Genomic DNA, 19,252 nt, shown 5'->3' on the forward strand with positions numbered 1-19,252 from the left:
CAATTAGAACTGATTCACGTGTTCATAAGACATACTTGACAAAAATAAAAGAAAATGCTCCTTGTAATGTGAAAATAATTGAAAAATTCTTTTCGAAAGAGGAGTTTCTTGAAATAATTGCAGATAGCGATATAGTTATTTTACCTTATTTAGATGTATCTCAAAGTGGCTCTGGAATTCTCCATTTATCATTAGGTCTTGGAAAGCCGATTATTGCCTCAAAAATTGGAGAATTCGTAGAATTATTAAGAGGAAACGCTTTATTGGTCGATCCTTACGATAAAATTGCATTAAGAAACGCTATTCTTAAAATGAAGAATAGCAAATTGAAGAAGTTTTATGAATCTCGTACAAAAGAATTAGCCTCTAAAACATCATGGAGCAACATTGCTAATGAACATCTCAAAATATATCGTAATCTGCTAAAAACATATCATCCTTCACACATAGCGATAGTTAGTACCTTTGGGGAACGTTGTGGCATAGGCGAATATGCATCATTCTTGGCAAACTCGTTAGAAAATCAACAACTGAAAGTTCTGCGGATTAAACTTAAGAAGAACTGGAGTTTTAGCATCGCTTTGGTGAAAATTATTGATCGGTACCATCCCCAACTTGTGCATATACAATTTGAATATGGTTTATTCAAATGTTTTCCATTTCTCCAGATAGGCACTTCTATTTTACTCTTCTATTTCCTCTCAAAATTATTTAACGTTAAAACAATAACAACAATGCACACTGTTTATAACCCTCATTATCTCTGGAACAAAAAATGGAAGAATATATTATCAAGGGTTGCAGGAACGTTTTTGCGAGTATTCCTTGTGAAATTAATAACCGTAATGTCAAATCGAATTATAGTACATACAAATGAATCTAAAAAGGCGCTTTCAAACGACAAGAAAACGTTTGTAGTGCGTCACGGCACATTGATTAAAAGGCGCAAATAAGGTAGAGCGAGAAATGGATGCTTCTATAGTTATTTCAACTTATGGGAGAGGACAAGACGTTGTAGATTGTATTAACAGCCTCCTTAATCTCAACAAACATAATTTTGAGATTATTGTTATTGAGTCATCCCCCAACGTGTTAACAGCGCTTGATTTAAAAAAAAGATATAAGGATAATTTATTAGTAAGAATAACTCATTCTAAAATTCCCATAGGTCTGTCCAGAGCCAGAAATCTCGGCGTTCTCCTTGCAAAGAATGATATTGTGGTTTTTATCGATGACGATTGTATAGCCTGTCCTAATTGGCTTCAAAATCTTTTAAATGTATTTAATACTAAAAAAACAGGCATTGTTGGGGGTCGATCAATCCCGCTTTTCTTAACTGAACGCGTTCCTCGATGGTTAGATGATCGATTGACTCCAGCAATAGGAATTTCACATTTTTCAAATAAAAGGCAAAAAGTTGAATATGTACTTGGCTGCAATTTTGCAGTCCGAAAGGAATTATTCAATGAAATGAATTTGTTTAGAGAAGATTTAGGTCGTAGAGGAAAACTTCTTCTATCAAATGAAGAGGTCGAGTTTTGTAAGAGAGTTAAGGAAGCAGGTTATCTTGTTATTTACACGCCCAAAGCTGTGGTGAGACATAAGGTATACCCTACAAGGTTGGACAGAAGTTACTTTTTCAAACGATTCTTCTATGGAGGTTTGAGTGAGGGGATAATGCATACTTTTGGCATTAGAAAATTGTTTTTCGTAGCGAAAGAATTGCTGAAAAACATAATATATTTCTTTAGAAATGCCAATATGTTTTCCTTGTGTTTAATTTTTGAAAAGTTAGGTCTATTTGTAAGCATTCTCTATATACCTAAAAGCGGAGAATCTTATTCAGTCTAATTTCATAATGAACTACAAAAAAGAAGTCATTGGAGTTCAATTGGGTAATGTCAATAAAAATAGATACAAGTAGAGAACTTGAGGAGATCCATCTTAGTCTAACTCGAATTCTCGACGAAAGGGATAGATTATTCCCAAAACACGATCCCCAAAATACAAAAGATGTGCGAAAGATCCTCAAGGCATATGCAAATGTTCTTAAAAGTATAGAAGTGCCAAACTGGGAGCCCGATAATAAACTTATAGACTCAGCGAAGAATTTGACCCAAAAATGTGTTTTCATCTGTGGTTTCATGAAAAGTGGAACAACATTACTTTTAGAACTCTTGGATAACCATCCTGAACTTATTGTCATGCCTGGTGACTCAAATCTGATAAATTGGATAAATAATACGCTGAATACACCTTTAGAGGAGCGTCTAACAAATTGGGATGTGCACTGGATCTCTCGCCTTATCAATCCCACAGGTCAAAAACCATTCTGGATAATGGGTGAAAAAGTTCATCCATATTTGGAATTTCTTTACTATCTAAATTATTGGCTTGAAGATTTACCTTCTTCTGACACTAGCCCTTTTATTGCAGTTGTCTTAGCTTTTTATTGTGCAAATCCACAGCGTGCAACCGATCCTAAGTTTTGGGTTGAAAAAAACCCTAGGAATGAATTGAAAGTTGATCAGATCTTAAACTATTTTCCTTCTGCACGTTTCATTCACATTATACGTGATCCTCGCTCGAATATGGCTTCCTTGAAGCGACGTTGCAAACTCCATAAATTGAATTGGGATGTAGAAGGTTATTCTTATGCAATCCAGAAATCAAATAAACTCGGATTTTTTTACCAAAAAAGACTTGGAAAAAGCAGGTATCATATTTTACGATATGAAGATTTAATAAAGAATCCAGAAATTGAGATGAAAACTATCGCTAATTTCTTAGGAATCAAAATTGACAACAATCTGCTTTACCCTACAGTGAATGGTCTTCCCGCCAAATCAAATACAATGTTCAAAGATAGACAGATCCAAGGCAAAATTTTTGCCAACTTAAGCGAGAAATGGCGAACTGAATTAGACCTTTCTGAGCAAAAGGAAATATATGCTATTTTATATCCTATAGCAAAACGTCTAGGTTATGATTGGAAACTTGGATCTATTAGTTGGGCTAATTATCTTTACTATTGCCAAGCTAGGATTAGATATCTTGCATCTCGAATGCTTAAATGATTTAGAAACTAAAAATAACGACTTTGGAAATATCTTGAATCACGATTGCTTTAGTTATCGCAAAAAAGCCAAACCAGATTTATAATTAACTTCATAGCCCTTTCCATGTTTCCTGATAAAAGCTTTTTTGGTCTATTAAGAAAATCATAACGGTCTTAATTTCAAAGCGATAGACATAAATTCATAACTTAATTGAATTTACCCCAAATATCAAAGTTCTTGTGGGCTGATTTTGGGCGAAAAAAAGATCGCAATATATGAACCCGATCGTACAGTAAAACAAGGTTATATTACACTCTGGAAAGAAAATTTCCAGGATTTAAAAGAAAACTTATGGCTAATCCGTCAATTTTTTTTCAGAGAATTTAAAGGGCAGTATAGTCAATCTCTATTGGGTATTATATGGGCTTTTATACTGCCTCTTGTAACACTAGCAATTTTTATTCTTCTAAGAAGTTCAGGGTTATTTAATGTTGGAGTTATAGAGGTGCCTTATGTAATCTATGCGCTCCTAGGATTATCTTTCTGGCAGTTATTTGTCACAGGGATTGTACAGAGTACAAATTCTTTGGTTAGTGCGGGATCTATGATTAAAAAGGTTAATTTTCCTCGGGAAACCTTGGTCTTTGCATCATTAGGAAATGCACTATTCTCATTTGCTCTTCAGATGGGCATTGTTTTTATCTTGTTTGGTATTTATGGATTTTTTCCTCACTGGAAATTTTTGCTGTTTCCATTAATGATAATCCCGATATTATTATTAACTTGTGGATTAGGCTTCATTTTTTCGTTAATAAATGGCATAATACGAGATTTAGGAAGAATTCTTGGCCTTGGATTAACTTTTTTGCTGTTTATCACTCCTATCGCGTATGAACTTCCTGAAATGGGATTTTTGGCAACATTGGCCCGCATCAATCCCTTGTATTATCTTTCCATAGCACCTAGGGATCTTGCACTAACAGGAACATTAAGCCATCCGCTGGGCTACTTTATTTCTTGTGGTCTTTCTATTTTCGTCTTTTTCTATTGCTGGATGACGTTTCATTTGACAGAAACCAGAATTCCAGAGAGGCTCTAGTAATATGTCTTTAAAAAATACAGATGTTAGGTCGTTAAACGATAACGAAGTCGTTATCAAAGTCGAAAACGTATCAAAAAAATTTTCTAAGTCACTTAGGCGATCTATGGTTTATGGCTTGAAAGATATCCTTAGAAATACTTTTAAAATGCACTCAAAATCTGACAGACTTAGAAAAAGTGAATTTTGGGCAGTAAAGGACATCTCATTTGAATTAAAAAAAAGCGAATGTCTTGGAATAGTTGGCCCTAATGGTTCTGGAAAGACAACACTATTGTCTATGTTAAATGGCATTTACATGCCAGATCAAGGTAAGATTACAGTAAAAGGAAAAGTAGGTGCATTAATAGCAGTTGGAGCTGGTTTTCATCCTATGTTATCAGGGCGGGAGAACATCTATATTAACGGTGCAGTATTAGGAATGGGCAAAGAAGAAATTAACAAGAAATTTGATTCTATAGTTGAATTTGCTGATATTGGTGATTTTCTCGATATGCCTGTGAAGCATTATAGTTCTGGCATGTATGTGAGACTTGGATTTGCGGTGGCAATTCATTGTGAGCCAGATATACTTCTAGTTGACGAAATCTTGTCAGTAGGAGATATCAAATTTAGAGATAAGTCACAACGAAAATTCATGGAATTGGTTGAAAATGGTACTTCAGTCGTTCTTGTTTCTCATAATCTTAATACCGTGAGACGAGTTTGTGATAAGGCACTTATGTTAAACAAAGGAGAAGTTATTGATTATGGAGAGGTTGAAGATGTTATCAATAATTATAGTCTGCTAATGAACAGAGAGGAACTAAAAACTCTCAAAGAAAAAAGTGATCTCATTCCCCTGCAAAGGAAAGGGGAAACAGGAAGGATAGAACTTTTTAATTGCAAAGTTTATGAAGAAGGAGGAAATCCGGAATTTAATGAGATCGAATTTGGAAAAAATATTATAATTGAGTTTGAGTATAAATGTTATGAGGAACTAAAAAATCCAGAATTTCGTGTAATTATCTCTTCTGCTTTTAATAGAAAATCGATTGCAAAGATAAGTTCTTATTCTACGTCCAATTTACCATCTTTCTTCAGTGATACCGGGAAAATTAGATTTACAATTACAAATAATAGACTGCATCACGGAGTTTATCTTATTAGTCTGGCAGTAGTGAGAGGCTCCTTTGGCCATTTATTTACTTTTAACAATTGTCAACAATTTCTCATTAAGAATCCGGATCCTAGAGTATATCGTGTAGAATATTCGAATTTATTATTTGTTCTTGATTTTACCGTGGATCATATTAGCGAATGAATCAATTTGATAGACATTAACACACTTGAAATCGTATCCGCAAATGTTCGATAGTGATTAGTATAAGCACATCTAAAATATCAAGTATTGGATAAAATTTATCTTCTGTTAATCTGTGAGCTTAGGACATTATTGGGGTAAATTAGATGTCAAATATGAAGGATCTCTTACCTAATGTAGTTGTATTAGGTGCCCAGAAATGTGGGACAACTTGGTTATCCAAAAATTTACAAAATCATCCAGACATTTTAATACCACGAAAAGAGATCCATTACTTCACTAGACATCATTTAAAAGGGATTGAGTGGTATTCGAATTATTACAAAGACGCCTATAATGGGCAGAAAATTCTAATGGACATAGCAACAAACTATCTTTATGATCATGATTATTTTAGACGATATATGCTTACTTATCACAGAAATATTGCAAAAGAGATTTACAATACACTAAATGAACCAAAATTGATATTAATGGTCAGAGATCCAATAGATCGAGCATTTTCGCAATATATCAACTTATTACAAGAATCAATTACTTATGGTGCGATATATAGTGGTAAAATTAAACCAATTGATTCTCCAAAAGCTAGAAAAATGGGGTTTAAATATCCTAAACACTGGCCGTTAGGTTTTAAATTACAAGACCGTGATGCTTTTTTTTATGTGCCAGATACGTTTGAGAAAGCAATAATTACTCATCCTTATCTAATTACGCGTGGCTTTTTTGCTACTTATGTGAAAAAATATTTAGAGTATTTTACGAAAGATCAATTTTTATTTTTAGAATTTGATATGCTAAAAAAGAATCCAAAAGGGCTTCTAAATTCTGTCTACGATTTTTTGGGAATAGATAGGTATTATAATGAGGAATTTCTATACAAGAGAATCAATCCAGCAAGTAAAAGAAAAATTGTTAGAAATTGGAGTTTAGAATCATATATAGTACGGATTCTGAGAGAAGAAACTATTCCAAGCACATTTAAAATCCCTTTAAAAATTCTATCGAAATTGAATTTGGCTTTAAGTAAGAAAGAAAAACCTAAACCAAAAAAAGAAACGATAAAAATACTGTCTAGATGGTTTAAGCCACATAATCTAGAATTGGAAAGAATTACTGGCCTAAATTTAAGTCATTGGAAATGAAAAGACCCAATTATTGTTTACTTCATCAGAAAGAAAAGTGAAGAAATGTTCAGTAGCATTCTGGTTATATAGGGCAAATCTTACAGATACTCGATCGAAAAGGAAAGATAATGAATGTTGCCAAATTTCTTAATCATAGGTGCACAGAGATCTGCTACCACTTTCGTACATAAATGTTTAGAAGATCATCCCGATATTTTTATGCCTCCAAAAGAAAAGGCCTTTTTCGAGAATCCATATTTCTTTCAAAAAGATTTTAATGAATTTGAAAAATTATTTGAAAACTTATCTCAAAAAGCAATTGGAATCAAACGTCCTAACTATTTAGGTAAAATAGAATGCCCAGAAAGAATCTATCGATATATTCCAAATGCTAAACTTATAGTGATACTTCGAAATCCTGTAGAGAGAGCGATATCCGCTTATTTTCACCAGATGAAATCAGGTTTTATTCCAATAAAGCCTCTGGAAAAAGGATTACTCAATGTAATTAACCGAAAATACTACAAATTGTATCCTAGATCCAAAGAAATTATTGAGTTCGGTTTTTATTATAAGCATTTGATGCATTACTTACATTATTTTAAAAAAGATCAATTATTAGTAATTATCTATCGTGATCTCAAGGCGAATCCACTTAAGACAATTCAACATATTTTCAGGTTTCTTAAAGTTGATGAGAATTTCATTCCAAAAACATTACAAAGCAAACAAAATCCAGGTGTGTACTCGCTCACAAGGCTCAGACTACTCAATATCCGTCATCGATTTGTTTCAATTTATAATGAAGACAAAACCGCAAGATATGGTAAGAAACAAAAAACAGTCTTAGATAGACTAATTGATAAACTAATTCTTTTAATTGATAGAAAATTACTCTTTCAAATTTGCAAAAACTCGAGGTTAGAGTTAAGTGCAAAACTTTCTAGAAGCCTATTCAAGATATATGAAGAAGATATCAATGGGCTGGAAGTTTTTTTAGGTAGAAAATTAACATATTGGAAGTCGTACTCGTTAATGCAAGATGTCAACAAGTGACACCTGTATTTTAACAGAATGAAGCAAAGGATTTTATTACATCTTTCAATTGTTATACCGAAGATATTTATGGTGATATAAGGGAACAACTTAGATGTTTAAAGGATTTCTATTTGTTATTTGCGAAATCTAAGTTATTGGAAGAGGAAAATGGAGATCAATAGATTTCTTTGTCAGATTAACAAGCATATTGTTAGAACACAAGTTAAGAACAAGAAGTCTAAAAAAATTACAATTGTATTAGACCGACTCACTTCATTTCCTTGGAAAGGCTTATACACTAAATTGAATCCGGAAAGAAAATTTATTATTAGAGTGGATGATTACCCTCGCTTAGATCACAAATTCGACAATTTTAAAAGATTTCATTTACTTACAAAGAAATATAAAATAGATTACTTGCTGTGTGTTACTCCATTTGAGAAGTTTTATGGTAGAGAAATTGACTTTCTCAATTCTGAATATTTTGATTTTTTATTAAAAGAACACATAGAATTCGGGTTACATGGGTTCACGCATCAGAGAAGAAAAGATAAGAGCGAATTATTACTAATGGGAATTCAGAAACTGAGAAAAAGAGTTTTAAAAATATTGAACATGTTTTCTGAATATTCTAATTTCAGAAAAGTATTCATTCCGCCCTTTAACCAGATAGATTATGATACATTTATTGAATTATCAAGACATTTTGAAATAGTGACTGGTGGTCCTGAGTCATTATATTTATTTGGCGCTTATCCACCAATGATACTAAATGGTTGCGCTTATATGCCCTCTTATTACGGTTTTTATGGTCGTTCAGAGCGAATCAATGAATTTCTAAAAAATAGGACATATTTCAATAATCTCATGCCCATCACGTTACATTGGGCATGGGAATGCAAAGATAATTACGAAAACTTGAATAATCTCCTAAAAAACTTTAGTAGGAAAACGAGAACTTGGAAAAACTTCATAGAAACTCTAACAGACCATAAACATCTTAAGAGGGCGTAGTCAAAAAATAGCGAAGATAATGCTATATATGAATACATCATTCTTGTCGTCGATTGAGATCATTATTAACAGCTAACTGCCGTTTATATTTATGACTAAGATTTACTTGAATCAAGACTAATTAGGTTAGAATGATGAAAGGGGAATATCTTATTGGACAAGATCTCTATTAAATCTCTATGCTGGCTGTATCAAATATACTATGGTGGTGTCGAGAATAGAGCTTACAATATGGCAGCCTTTCTATCACGATTTGCGAATGTAGAATTCCTTTTTGCAAGACCATTTATTTCCGATAATACTTTTCAGAGATTTTTTCCAAAAAAAGTTAAAATTAGAGTACATAAGATAGCTCCGTTTCTATTAAAATTTGCTGATATAGAATTTTTGTTTGCAAGACCAATTTATTCCAATACAAGTTATCAGAATAAAGCCAATCTCAGATACAGACCTATACAAATCTATTTTAATCCCTATAAGGTTTATAGAAAAGATTTCTGGGAAGACTTCTTTATAAAAAAGGCGACAATGTATCTAAATAGAGAAAAACAAAATATAGATCTAGTAATAGGACATGGTTTAAATGCAATCCCTGGCATTAACGTGGGGCTACCTACTGTAACTACAATGCATGGAGTAGATCGCTGGATATCAAATCCGCCAAAACTGAGAAAAATTCTTTTAAGAAAGTCGAATAAGATAATAGCGATAACAAAAAGGGTACAATCACAGTTGATAGAAAAAGGGGTGGATGAAAAAAAAATATCAGTCATTTATAATGGCGTTGACTTTAATGATATCGATAATACAAAACTTAAATCAAAAGATTTCTTGGAAAAATATGGTATAAATCCTGATAAAAGAATAATTCTTTCAGTCCATAATTTCAATAAAGTAAAAAACACGATGAGAATCATACAGTCTTTCATTAATATAAAAAGAGGTTATGATGACTATCAACTGGTATTTATTGGTGACGGCCCTGAAAAGCGGTATTACGTTAACTATATCAAGAGAAAAAAGATTAAAGATGTTTACTTCATAGGAAAACTTTTCAAAACAGATCTCTACCCCTTTTATAAGGTTGCCGATGTGTTCCTTATGCCGAGTTTAAGAGAAAGCTGGGGTATCGTTTTTTTTGAAGCAATGGCAGCAAAATGTGCAGTAATTCTTAGTAAAAATTGTGGTGTTACAGAAATCATAGAAAATAACAAAGATGGGATAATTGTCGATCCAAATAGCCAGCCAGAGATTGATAATGCATTAAAAACTCTGATAGATGATGATGAGTTTAAAAAACAGTTAGGAGAAAATGGATACAAACTTGCTCGGACATTGGACTGGGAGAATCAAGGAAAAATATTATGGAAGGAATTGCAAGAGTTTTTTAACTAATTCGAGAAAGTTCACAAACAAATCAATACTTAAATATTTGAAGGAATTGGAGATAGATTGAAGGCTTGTTTACAAAATGTAGAAGGTAATGGTGATATCCTATTCTCTCAATTATTGTCCCAACATTTAATCGAGCAAAGTATCTGAAGGCCACTCTTGAATCTTTACTTCAGCAAAAATATAAAGATTTCGAAGTTTTTATCGTCGACAACGGACCTTCAACAGACAAAACGAAGGAAATTGTAGAATACTCTGCTAAGAACGATAATCGTATTCACTATCTTTCAATAACTCAGAAAGGGTGTATTTTTGCACGAAATATGGGCATTGAAAATGCAAAAGGAGAAATATTTTTAACTCTTGACGATGACGTTGAATTCTTAGAGCCAGATACTCTACAAAAACTCGTAAATACTTTTAAGTCAGATAATAAGATCGGAATTGTGGGATCTATTGAACTCAGGGAACCCAACCAAAGAGTTCCAAAAGGTCCAGATCCGCTTCCTGCTGAGACCGGTCGGATTTCTCAAAATGGTGAGTTCAATACGGCCTTTGGATGGATTGAAGGTCATGGAATTACTGAAGTAGATCACGTAAGGAGTGCATTCATGGCTATTCGAATGGATCTATTTAAATTAGTTGGCAGCTTTGATGAAATATATGATGCAATGGGGCTGGGATTTCGTTACGAAACTGACATTTGCATGAAAATTAAGAAAATTGGGTTCAAAGTCGTCGTGAATCCTGAAATTAAGATATGGCACAAAGTAGCAAAGCGTTCTCACGGATTTGAGAGAGGAAAAGGCTTTAAATACTTTTATTACGCGAATAGAAATCATATTTTTTTCATGAGACGGTTTTTTTGGAAGAAAAACTCTTTTGAAAAACTTATAATGGATATTCTTAGAGGCACAAGGAGATGTCCAGGCATAAAACAAGGAATCATCAGAATGAGAAATGATTTCAATTTTATGTGGCCTATTTACATCCTTGCATCAATATCAGGGAAAATTCTAGGTTATTTGAGGTACTCAAAATATGGCTCTTAGAAAAATCTTGATTACTTGCGATAATTATTACCCCGTCCCAGGCGGAATTCAGCAATATGTCCGAGGACTCGGATTAGAATTAAGTAAACAGGGGTACAAAATTAATATCTTGACAAGTTCGGTTGAAGGTCAACGCAAAAGAGAAAAAATGCCAGAAGGACATGTCATTAGAACATCACTAATGAACAATGCGATATGGCATCCAGAAATTGTTTTATCAAAATGGAAACAACTTGCATCGCTAATTAGTTCAATTAAACCAGATATAGTACTTGCTAACAATCATGCATCAGTAGCAATTATCAAAGCGGCGAAATCTTTAGGAATTCCAGTTATCCATTGCTGTCGGGGGTGGGGGTTACTTTGTCCTTTAAAGGTTAGGTTGATTAAACCAGAAACTGATGAACTTTGTTTCAATGAACGATCATTTGAAAATTGTTCAGTATGTGCTAAGAGAAAAGGGAAGCTTTTTGAGTATAGTGATAAACTAGAACATTCAAAACAGGAGCTTTTCTATGGAAATCAGATTTCTTTGAAACGAAAATTGAAATTGTTATTAAATTGCGTTTCTCCTATTCCCATTCCTAAACTAAAAGCGATGCTTTCTTTAAAGGCGCTCAAATCCTTGATAGATCGCTATGACCAGTATCAATTAATTCTAGAATCTGCAGACAGAGTTATATCTCTTTCAAAAATGTATTGTTCCTTTTTTGATTCTAAAAAAGCAGAAGCAATACCTACAGGCATAGATGAAGAATTTTATCATCCAGTTGATGAAACTTCATTTCTAAATAAACTCAATATAATAGAACCATATGTTCTTGTTACGAGCCGTATTCATCATAATAAAGGTCAAAAATGGGCTGTTGAGGCGCTGAAATATCTATCTACTGATATAAAACTAGTCCTAGCTGGCAAACTTAAAAACAATATACACACCAGAGAGATTGTTGAAACAATAAAGCAGTTAGATCTTGAGGACCGGGTTGTTTTTACCGATTTTCTAATGCCGAAAGAGTTGAAACAATTATATTCAGGGGCTATCGCAACAATCGTTCCTTCAATATGGGCTGAGCCTTACGGACAAGTTACTATTGAAGCAATGGCTTGTGCTTGCCCAGTGATTATTACAGAGAATTCTGGTTCTGCTGAAGCCGTGGATGACGGAGTTGATGGTTATATAGTTCCACGAAAAGATTCAAAGGCAATTGCTTGTGCAATAAAGATGATACAGAAGAAACGTGATGAGTTCGGACAGAAAGCACGTGAAAAAATCCTGAAAAAATATGCTTGGCCAATTTTATCAAAAAAAATAATCGGGATTTTTCGCGAAGTATATTGAAAAGTGATCATGATAGCGAAGTATTTTCGTTTAAAAATTTTGAAGAGAAGGAAAGTAAGAATGAGCAAAATCATTAGGGTTTTTCTAAAAAGAATAGATCGGATTGTACAGACTTTTTGTTTAAAAAGACGCGAACTACATACGATCCTTTTCATAATTACTGTTAATTTCTTGTATTTCCTCATTGTGTTTTTAAGTTATTTCTTAATATTAGATGGGAGGTGGGCATTTTACGGAAACCCGCTTGCATGGCTTGCTGAATGGATTGATTATAATACAATTTTAAGAAAAGCAGTTTCAAATCAGTTTACTTCATTGAGGTTTCCTATCTTAGGTTCATTATATCTATATTTGGTTGGACGCGCTGCTCTTATCAGCAGCACCTTGGTTTCTTCAGTTCTTTTACGTCCAATTTTCTATTTATATATGGGTCTATTTAATGTACTTTTTGAGATTATTACCGTTATTTTAACAATGAGGCTTGTTTCTCGCTATTTTGGACAGATTTATGCCTCTAATATCACATTCATCTTCATTTTATTACCAATAGTATGGTGGACAACGATTTGTCGATGGGATCTGCTTCCCTTAGCTCTTACAGTTTGTACTATATATTTTGCAGTGGAAAATAAGGCTTGGTATGCGTGGTCCTCGCTTACTATTGCCGTTTTGGCGAAATTATATCCAATAATTTTCGCAATTCCCTTATTGTTTTATTACTTCGAAAAAAACGGTGCTAAAAAAACGTTAATTTATGTATCGAGCATGATCATCGTGACAGTGCTTATTTATATTCCATTTTACTTAATTTACGGATGGAATATTTTTAATGGAGTTTCTCAGAATATAATTGTAAATGCTTCTCGATCTTCAATTTGGTATTGGATTTCTATCTTATGCGGAGAAAAAGAAAAAGCTTTATTATTTTCAGTCTCAGGTTATATTCAAGCAGCGGTTATTTTCTCATATGTTCTTTTGGATTATTTTCATGAAAGAAATCAAGAGAACCCACTAACTGTAGATAAGGCCCTACTAAAAAGGTGCTCAATTGTTATTTTACTTTTTTTGGTGACCTTTAAGTTTAGTAAACCACAAGGCATAATGTATGGATTGCCATTAGTAATATTTTTCAGTAATAGCTTTAAAAAGTTCTTTTATTTTCTTATATGGCTTATAACTTTGCATGTAGTTGCGTATCCGAGAATTATGATTTACGCATATTTGAGGGTTAAACCTTCGCTTACAATATATATTCTTATTGGGATCGCATTCCTTACTCTTTATACAGCAGTTGTTGCTCTAATTCTTTTTAACAAAAATCTATTTGAAAATGACATTCAAATTTTGAGTGAAAGAGATTTCATAATAGAGTTACACAATTATGTAAAAAAGATTAAGAAATTTCTAATGAAATGAAGAAGAACCTAAAGGATGTTTATAATGAAGTTAGAGAAATACGATAGAAATATGCTTTTGGTCGTTATAATTAGCACGTTTATCAATTTTTTAGCCCATGTTTATGATTATGTCTTCTACAAAGGCAATTTCGTCGTTAATGGTTTTAGTGCTTATTATGATGTTCCCGAACATTTGCTTTATACGATGGAACTTCTAAGAAGTGAACATCCCTTTCCAAATCCAATGGCTGCTGGCTTCGCGATAAATTACCCGATAGGTCTTCCCCTTCTGATTGCAATTTTTGTAACAATAACTGGGGCTCCTGTTCTCCAGGTATTTAGAGTTTTTTCCATCATTTTAAATATTTTTATTGGATTAACAAGCTACATAATGGTCTCTTCACTTTTTAAAAACAAAAGAATAGGTTGCTATACTACATTTTTCATTCTCTTTTCAGGTGGATTTTTTTGGACCACCTATTTATTCCCGATCTTGAATTTAGGCCAAAGTGGATTTTTATACGAATTCCTGAGAGTGGAGTACAACTATTATACTTCTTTGATCAGTGTCAACCTTTTTAGACCTTTGTCAAGAACTTTCGGATTCGGACTATTTTGTTTTTATTTTTATTTTCTAAACATGTTTTTAAAATCAAAGAAAATTAAGTATATGCTTCTTAATGGGCTCCTATTAGGCATACTGCTTAATACATCGCCTGGCATGATAATTGAACTCTTTATTTTATCAATAATGGCTTTATTGTATTTTAAACCGCCTCTAAATAATAGCTTAAGATATTTTTTAACATTACTAATTTCATTATTCCTGTTTTCTATCCCATTATCTTTTGAACTTGTCGCCGGGGCTTTGACAGGTAAAACAATAGTAGGTGTTGGTAGGTATCTATCTCCCCTGTTCTATTTGCCATTTTTTGGGATCGCTTTTTTTTTAATGATCATTGGTGTGCTATTCTATCCAATGAAGGAAAAAAAGATCAGAGATTTTTTTCTTTTATGGCTAGCTATTGCGTTAATTCTCGCTAATATTCCCCTCATTGGGACAACATATCAGGCAGCCATAATTGCTTTATTACTAGCGAATACACATGTTTTTACATTATTACTAAATATTCCCGTCTATATATTTTCTAGTTTAGGTTTAGTCAAAATTCTTGATTTAAAACCAGTTAGATGGCCAATGAGATGGTTCAGCTTTAAACGTTACGGAATTCTTCTTGTAGTACTAACTTGTTGCTTTTCCACATTACTATTAATTTACATTAGAGGCTACAAAATACGCGCAGGAAGTATGGCAACCGAAGAAGAATATAATGCGCTAATGTGGGTGCGTAAGAATACCAAAAAAGATGACTTATTCTTGACATTCCATTATATAAATATGGAACAAACAGAAATTCGAGGAAAACTTGTCAGAGCTGGTAGAGGTCATTCATGGGTTACAATCATTGGCGAAAGGAGAGTTCTTTTGAATTTGAAGTCAGTATTTCTTTCAAGAGGAATTAATCGTAGTGAACTTGTTGTGATTGCATCTGACATTGATTTCATATATACCTCAACTAATGAACAAAAAACCATTCAATTGCTAGAATCATATTCTGTTTCATATATCTATGTAGGACCAGATGAACAGGAACAATATGAAGTTGCTATGAACAAGTTTGGAAATCAGAAATATTTTGATAATGTTTATCTGAATGATTTAGTTACGATTTACAAATTAAAAACCACTTGATTTAATGTAAAGACCCAAAACTGTGATATAGGCCTTTAAAATCTTGTTCTAGCAATAGAAGTCGTGATGAAGACAGCAGTTCATAAAGGAATCATGAAAATAGCCTTAAGTTTTGCTATACAGAATATAGAAATCTAATGATTTTTTTTACTACTATAAAAGTGTTCATTTTCTCACCAACTTGAAAATGACATCGCAATTTAAATGAATAGATTTCATGGCGTAATTATATAATTTTGTAAAGAGGATTAAATTCTTCATATTAAATAAGGAACTTGCTTCTTAACGTACCAATGTACCCATCCAAAGTGATTTAGTCGGTATTTTGGCATACAACAACCATCGCTGGAGCATAATTGCGCAAAAGTTTGGTTGGCAGGTGAAGGTAGTAACCACCAGGAAATAAAAACCTATAAATGCCACGCCACTTTTTAATCAAAAAATATTTTTCTGCCCAGTATAGCCAAAAGTTTCGTGATTTTTTGTGGACATGAGTTGGATCCTTGTCCATGATTTTAATCAATAGTCCTGTGGGACCGTCATAAACAGGAACTGAGAATATAAAGTGTCCAGAAGGACTCAAATTTGACTTCACAGCATTAATGACTTTGCTTAAATCCTCAATATGTTCAATTACATCAAATGCGGTAATTATATCAAAGGAATGATTAAACGGAATTTTTTCAATGTCAGATTGAACCAGATTGGAGGAGATTTCTGGATTTTTCTGCTTCGCCTGAGAAATTGCATAATTACTTGTATCAATGCCAAAGCATTTATAGTGTGGGTGTAGTTTGGAAAGAAAGTTACCTAATCCACACCCCACATCTAACACAAATTGATTTCGCGTAGTAACTTCTTCTACTAGTTTGCAATAAAAAGCCATTTTGGTGGGGGGATTTTGTAAATCATAATTTTTATATACACAATGAAAGTATTCGGCATCAAACCTATGGTTTTTCATATTCCCAACCTTCTTTTGATAAGCAAAACCATAGTGTTTTTGATAGTGGCAGGTATATTCATCTTGCTTTTGCCTTTCTTACTGTCATACCGTAAAATGAGTGGAACCTCTCCAAATGTAATATTGGTTTTCCTAAACTTTAAGAGGATGTCCACCATGCATTGAAATCCATCCTGATCAATGAAACTTTTCCCGTATCTGTTAATAGCGTTTTTAATGACTTTTGAACTATAAGCCCGATACCCGCATGTATAATCCCTGACACCATTGATAGGCATTATTAAGCGAAATAACCAAGACGCCCCAAAACTAAGAATCTTTCTGATTAGGGGAACTCCTATGGTTTTTGATCCGGGTTGAAAACGTGATGCAATCACTACGCAATATCCCTCTGAAATCATTCTAACCATTCTTATAATAACTTTTGGAGTGTGGGTATCATCGGCATCCATTGTGATAAGGATGTCCCTGTCAGAAGCCAATTTTGAGGCAGTATAAAGCCCATCACGAATTGTAGCGCCTAGTCCCATGTTTTTATCATGTTTTTCAAAGATTATCGGCATTTTTTTTGATCGAGAACTAACAATTTTCTCAGTAGAATCATTGCTTCCATCGTCTATCAAAATAATTTCATATGGGGTAAGAGAAAACTTATTCATTGTTTCTTCAATTCTGTCCAATAACCGTCCGATGTTTCCTTCTTCATTATAAGTAGGAAGTACTAAGAATACTTTTCTCTTCATTTACATAGCCCCAATTCAAGAGCATTATTGATTTTCTAGATTTGTTTAACTATATCATTTATTGAACCCTTCTCATAAACTCCTGGGACACCTCACCTTTTTACTGAACAATTATTGAAAGAAATACTTTTTGGCTATTGAGATAGGTCAACTTAATAATTCTCCATTTAGGTTTTTACGTCTCGATTTTATAGCAGTCTGTAAGCCTATTTAATTAGATCAGATTTTTCCATAAATTATTTATCTCCTCTTTGAAAAAATGGAGCCTTAATTAGAGAAGACAGATATGGACTATACAAAATATTCTTCGAAGTTTGTGGAACAATTTAAAACTTTTAAAACAATGGAAATCAATATACGTATTCAAGGATATTCTATCAAAATTCAAAAAAGAAAGTTGCTGCTCTTACAGACAAAAACGCTCCCTATCTTGTCTAGAATCGATCCTAATTTAAATTATCATTATACAAGTTTCTTGTTAGAGGAAATCAGATGAAATTAGAAAATGTTTATTTAAATGATTTAGTGAAAAGCTAAAGAATAAAATCTACATGATTTCATGTGAATACTCAAAACTATTGAAAAGACGTTATGAGATTTATTCGAAAAAAAAGATGTAAAGTTATAGACAGTGCAGATAGACACATTAAATGTAGCCAAAAATCCTATTAATCCAAACAGCAAAATCAGAGGATATTAGATATGCCTACTCGGAAAGTGTTTATTTTTTCGCCAATTCCTATCTTTCCGGCAATTGCGGCTAACCAAAAAGATATTTTGGGCCATGTCTTGTTATTCAAAGAACTAGGTTACGATATTACTCTTTTTTGCTACAATAGGGAACGATATCCGACTGATTTTGATCTGAATCGACAAAACGCTCTTAAATATGGCATAAAAATTGAATTCTTGAAAAGAAAGAGAGAACAAGACAATATTTATACCTATTGGTATCAGGTAGGACCTCTTGTTAATGTTCATGCAATTCGAACAATACAGTCTCACATTGAGAGCGAAAAACCTGATATACTTCTTTTTGAATATACTCGTTTTGCTTATTTATGTTCGTTATTGAAAAAAGGCGATGCTAAAATAATATTTAGAGTTCATAACTTCGAACTCTTTCATAATTATGATAAAGCGAAAATAAATATGGGAGATGGGTTATATAATTGGTTAAAAATGATAAAAAGGGACTGGCGCGTATGGCTAAGCATTTTATTCGGTGAAAGGCTTATGTTAAAGCTGTCTGACGAAATTCTTTGCATTTCTTGGGGGGATTTTGAACTTTATAAAAGAATATTCCTTACAAATAAGCCAATTTACTTCCCTCTATATCTCGGAGAGTTCACAAAAGTTGATGTGAAAGACAAGGAAACTCTTGATGTGATTTACATGGGGGGCAATTTCTCTAACAATGTGAATCGTAGTGGTGGCGACTATCTTGTAAAAAAAATAATTCCATTAGTCAATAAGAAACATCCAAAAAAGTTTAGATTCCATATAACAGGAAGAGGAGCAAGAGAAGTCTATGATATGAAACAAACAGAAAATCTTATTGTCCACGATTTTGTTGAAGACATAGAATCTTTGTACAATAAAATGGATATTGCTTGTATTCCCATAAAAGCAGGGAGGGGTTGCAAGATAAAAATGTTAGAGGCACTTAAGAAAGGTGTTCCTACAATTGGTTTCAGGAGAACTTTCTCAGGAATTCCATATATAGCAAATTCTTTCATATTTGCTGAAAATGCAAAAGATTACGTAAAAGCATTTGAAAAACTTCTTTCGGTATCTATTCGTCAAGAGCTATCTCGAAATTCACAAAGAGAAGTTGATATTCTCACGAACAAAGAACGTCTATTGTCTTGTTTACGAGATTTAGGATTTTGATTTATCCACAATATAAACTCCAAAGGAAATATTTAGTCTTATAAAGCATTCGACAAATGCAGAGTGACTAACAAAT

The 19,252-nt window shown here is 33.0% G+C and carries 15 protein-coding genes and 1 pseudogene; 14 read left to right on the forward strand and 2 right to left on the reverse strand.

The annotated features are described in order from the left end of the window. From QVB70_RS06140 to QVB70_RS06200, 13 genes and pseudogenes are all read left to right on the forward strand, one after another. Positions 1-953 (forward strand): annotated as a pseudogene (locus QVB70_RS06140) (hypothetical protein); the annotation flags it as partial. Between the two features lie 13 nt (positions 954-966). Continuing rightward, positions 967-1,851 (forward strand): glycosyltransferase family 2 protein, encoded by an 885-nt coding sequence (locus tag QVB70_RS06145; RefSeq protein WP_287584467.1) that lies wholly within the window; start codon positions 967-969, stop codon positions 1,849-1,851. Positions 1,852-1,898: 47 nt separating this feature from the next. After that, entirely contained in the window at positions 1,899-3,077 is a 1,179-nt protein-coding gene (locus tag QVB70_RS06150) for a sulfotransferase (protein WP_287584469.1), read from the forward strand. A gap of 232 nt (positions 3,078-3,309) precedes the next feature. Next, positions 3,310-4,158, forward strand: a complete 849-nt coding sequence (locus QVB70_RS06155) for an ABC transporter permease (protein ID WP_287584472.1) — start codon at positions 3,310-3,312, stop codon at positions 4,156-4,158. Positions 4,159-4,162: 4 nt separating this feature from the next. After that, positions 4,163-5,461: an ABC transporter ATP-binding protein gene (locus tag QVB70_RS06160; RefSeq protein ID WP_287584474.1), complete on the forward strand. Its 1,299-nt coding sequence runs from the start codon at positions 4,163-4,165 to the stop codon at positions 5,459-5,461. A 146-nt stretch (positions 5,462-5,607) separates the two neighbouring features. Continuing rightward, complete coding sequence (locus QVB70_RS06165; RefSeq protein ID WP_287584475.1) at positions 5,608-6,606, forward strand: sulfotransferase domain-containing protein; 999 nt, start codon at positions 5,608-5,610, stop codon at positions 6,604-6,606. A gap of 114 nt (positions 6,607-6,720) precedes the next feature. Further along, complete coding sequence (locus QVB70_RS06170) at positions 6,721-7,644, forward strand: sulfotransferase (protein WP_287584477.1); 924 nt, start codon at positions 6,721-6,723, stop codon at positions 7,642-7,644. A 150-nt stretch (positions 7,645-7,794) separates the two neighbouring features. After that, positions 7,795-8,640 carry a DUF2334 domain-containing protein gene (locus tag QVB70_RS06175; RefSeq protein ID WP_287584478.1) on the forward strand — a complete coding sequence of 282 codons (846 nt, stop codon included), beginning with the start codon at positions 7,795-7,797 and terminating at the stop codon, positions 8,638-8,640. Positions 8,641-8,793: 153 nt separating this feature from the next. Further along, positions 8,794-10,035 (forward strand): glycosyltransferase family 4 protein, encoded by a 1,242-nt coding sequence (locus tag QVB70_RS06180; protein WP_287584480.1) that lies wholly within the window; start codon positions 8,794-8,796, stop codon positions 10,033-10,035. Between the two features lie 113 nt (positions 10,036-10,148). Beyond that, on the forward strand, positions 10,149-11,084 hold the full coding sequence (locus tag QVB70_RS06185) for a glycosyltransferase family 2 protein (RefSeq protein WP_287584540.1): 936 nt from the start codon (positions 10,149-10,151) through the stop codon (positions 11,082-11,084). After that, positions 11,074-12,426 (forward strand): glycosyltransferase family 4 protein, encoded by a 1,353-nt coding sequence (locus QVB70_RS06190; protein ID WP_287584482.1) that lies wholly within the window; start codon positions 11,074-11,076, stop codon positions 12,424-12,426. Before QVB70_RS06185 ends, QVB70_RS06190 begins: the two co-directional genes overlap by 11 nt. Before the next feature lie 60 nt (positions 12,427-12,486). After that, positions 12,487-13,842 carry a hypothetical protein gene (locus tag QVB70_RS06195; RefSeq protein WP_287584484.1) on the forward strand — a complete coding sequence of 452 codons (1,356 nt, stop codon included), beginning with the start codon at positions 12,487-12,489 and terminating at the stop codon, positions 13,840-13,842. 24 nt (positions 13,843-13,866) lie between these two features. Further along, positions 13,867-15,576, forward strand: a complete 1,710-nt coding sequence (locus QVB70_RS06200; RefSeq protein WP_287584486.1) for a hypothetical protein — start codon at positions 13,867-13,869, stop codon at positions 15,574-15,576. Between the two features lie 313 nt (positions 15,577-15,889). Here QVB70_RS06200 and QVB70_RS06205 read toward each other — a convergent pair whose 3' ends face one another. Then, positions 15,890-16,540: a class I SAM-dependent methyltransferase gene (locus QVB70_RS06205; RefSeq protein ID WP_287584488.1), complete on the reverse strand. Its 651-nt coding sequence runs from the start codon at positions 16,538-16,540 to the stop codon at positions 15,890-15,892. Beyond that, a complete protein-coding gene (locus QVB70_RS06210; RefSeq protein WP_287584490.1) occupies positions 16,537-17,283 on the reverse strand; it encodes a glycosyltransferase in 747 nt (248 codons plus the stop codon). Before QVB70_RS06210 ends, QVB70_RS06205 begins: the two co-directional genes overlap by 4 nt. Positions 17,284-17,985: 702 nt before the next feature. On the opposite strand from QVB70_RS06210, the gene QVB70_RS06215 reads away from it, so the two are divergent. Continuing rightward, complete coding sequence (locus QVB70_RS06215; protein WP_287584492.1) at positions 17,986-19,176, forward strand: glycosyltransferase; 1,191 nt, start codon at positions 17,986-17,988, stop codon at positions 19,174-19,176. Positions 19,177-19,252 lie beyond the last annotated feature (76 nt).

It is taken from the genome of Candidatus Borrarchaeum sp. (genome assembly GCF_019058535.1).
Classification (GTDB): Archaea; Asgardarchaeota; Sifarchaeia; order Borrarchaeales; family Borrarchaeaceae; genus Borrarchaeum; species Borrarchaeum weybense.

Coding starts and splice junctions, on each gene's coding strand:
- QVB70_RS06145 (WP_287584467.1), top strand. CDS start 967: ATGGATGCTTCTATAGTTATTTCAACTTATGGGAGAGGACAAGACGTT.
- QVB70_RS06150 (WP_287584469.1), top strand. CDS start 1,899: ATGTCAATAAAAATAGATACAAGTAGAGAACTTGAGGAGATCCATCTT.
- QVB70_RS06160 (WP_287584474.1), top strand. CDS start 4,163: ATGTCTTTAAAAAATACAGATGTTAGGTCGTTAAACGATAACGAAGTC.
- QVB70_RS06165 (WP_287584475.1), top strand. CDS start 5,608: ATGTCAAATATGAAGGATCTCTTACCTAATGTAGTTGTATTAGGTGCC.
- QVB70_RS06170 (WP_287584477.1), top strand. CDS start 6,721: ATGTTGCCAAATTTCTTAATCATAGGTGCACAGAGATCTGCTACCACT.
- QVB70_RS06175 (WP_287584478.1), top strand. CDS start 7,795: ATGGAGATCAATAGATTTCTTTGTCAGATTAACAAGCATATTGTTAGA.
- QVB70_RS06190 (WP_287584482.1), top strand. CDS start 11,074: ATGGCTCTTAGAAAAATCTTGATTACTTGCGATAATTATTACCCCGTC.
- QVB70_RS06195 (WP_287584484.1), top strand. CDS start 12,487: ATGAGCAAAATCATTAGGGTTTTTCTAAAAAGAATAGATCGGATTGTA.
- QVB70_RS06200 (WP_287584486.1), top strand. CDS start 13,867: ATGAAGTTAGAGAAATACGATAGAAATATGCTTTTGGTCGTTATAATT.
- QVB70_RS06205 (WP_287584488.1), bottom strand. CDS start 16,540: ATGAAAAACCATAGGTTTGATGCCGAATACTTTCATTGTGTATATAAA.
- QVB70_RS06210 (WP_287584490.1), bottom strand. CDS start 17,283: ATGAAGAGAAAAGTATTCTTAGTACTTCCTACTTATAATGAAGAAGGA.
- QVB70_RS06215 (WP_287584492.1), top strand. CDS start 17,986: ATGCCTACTCGGAAAGTGTTTATTTTTTCGCCAATTCCTATCTTTCCG.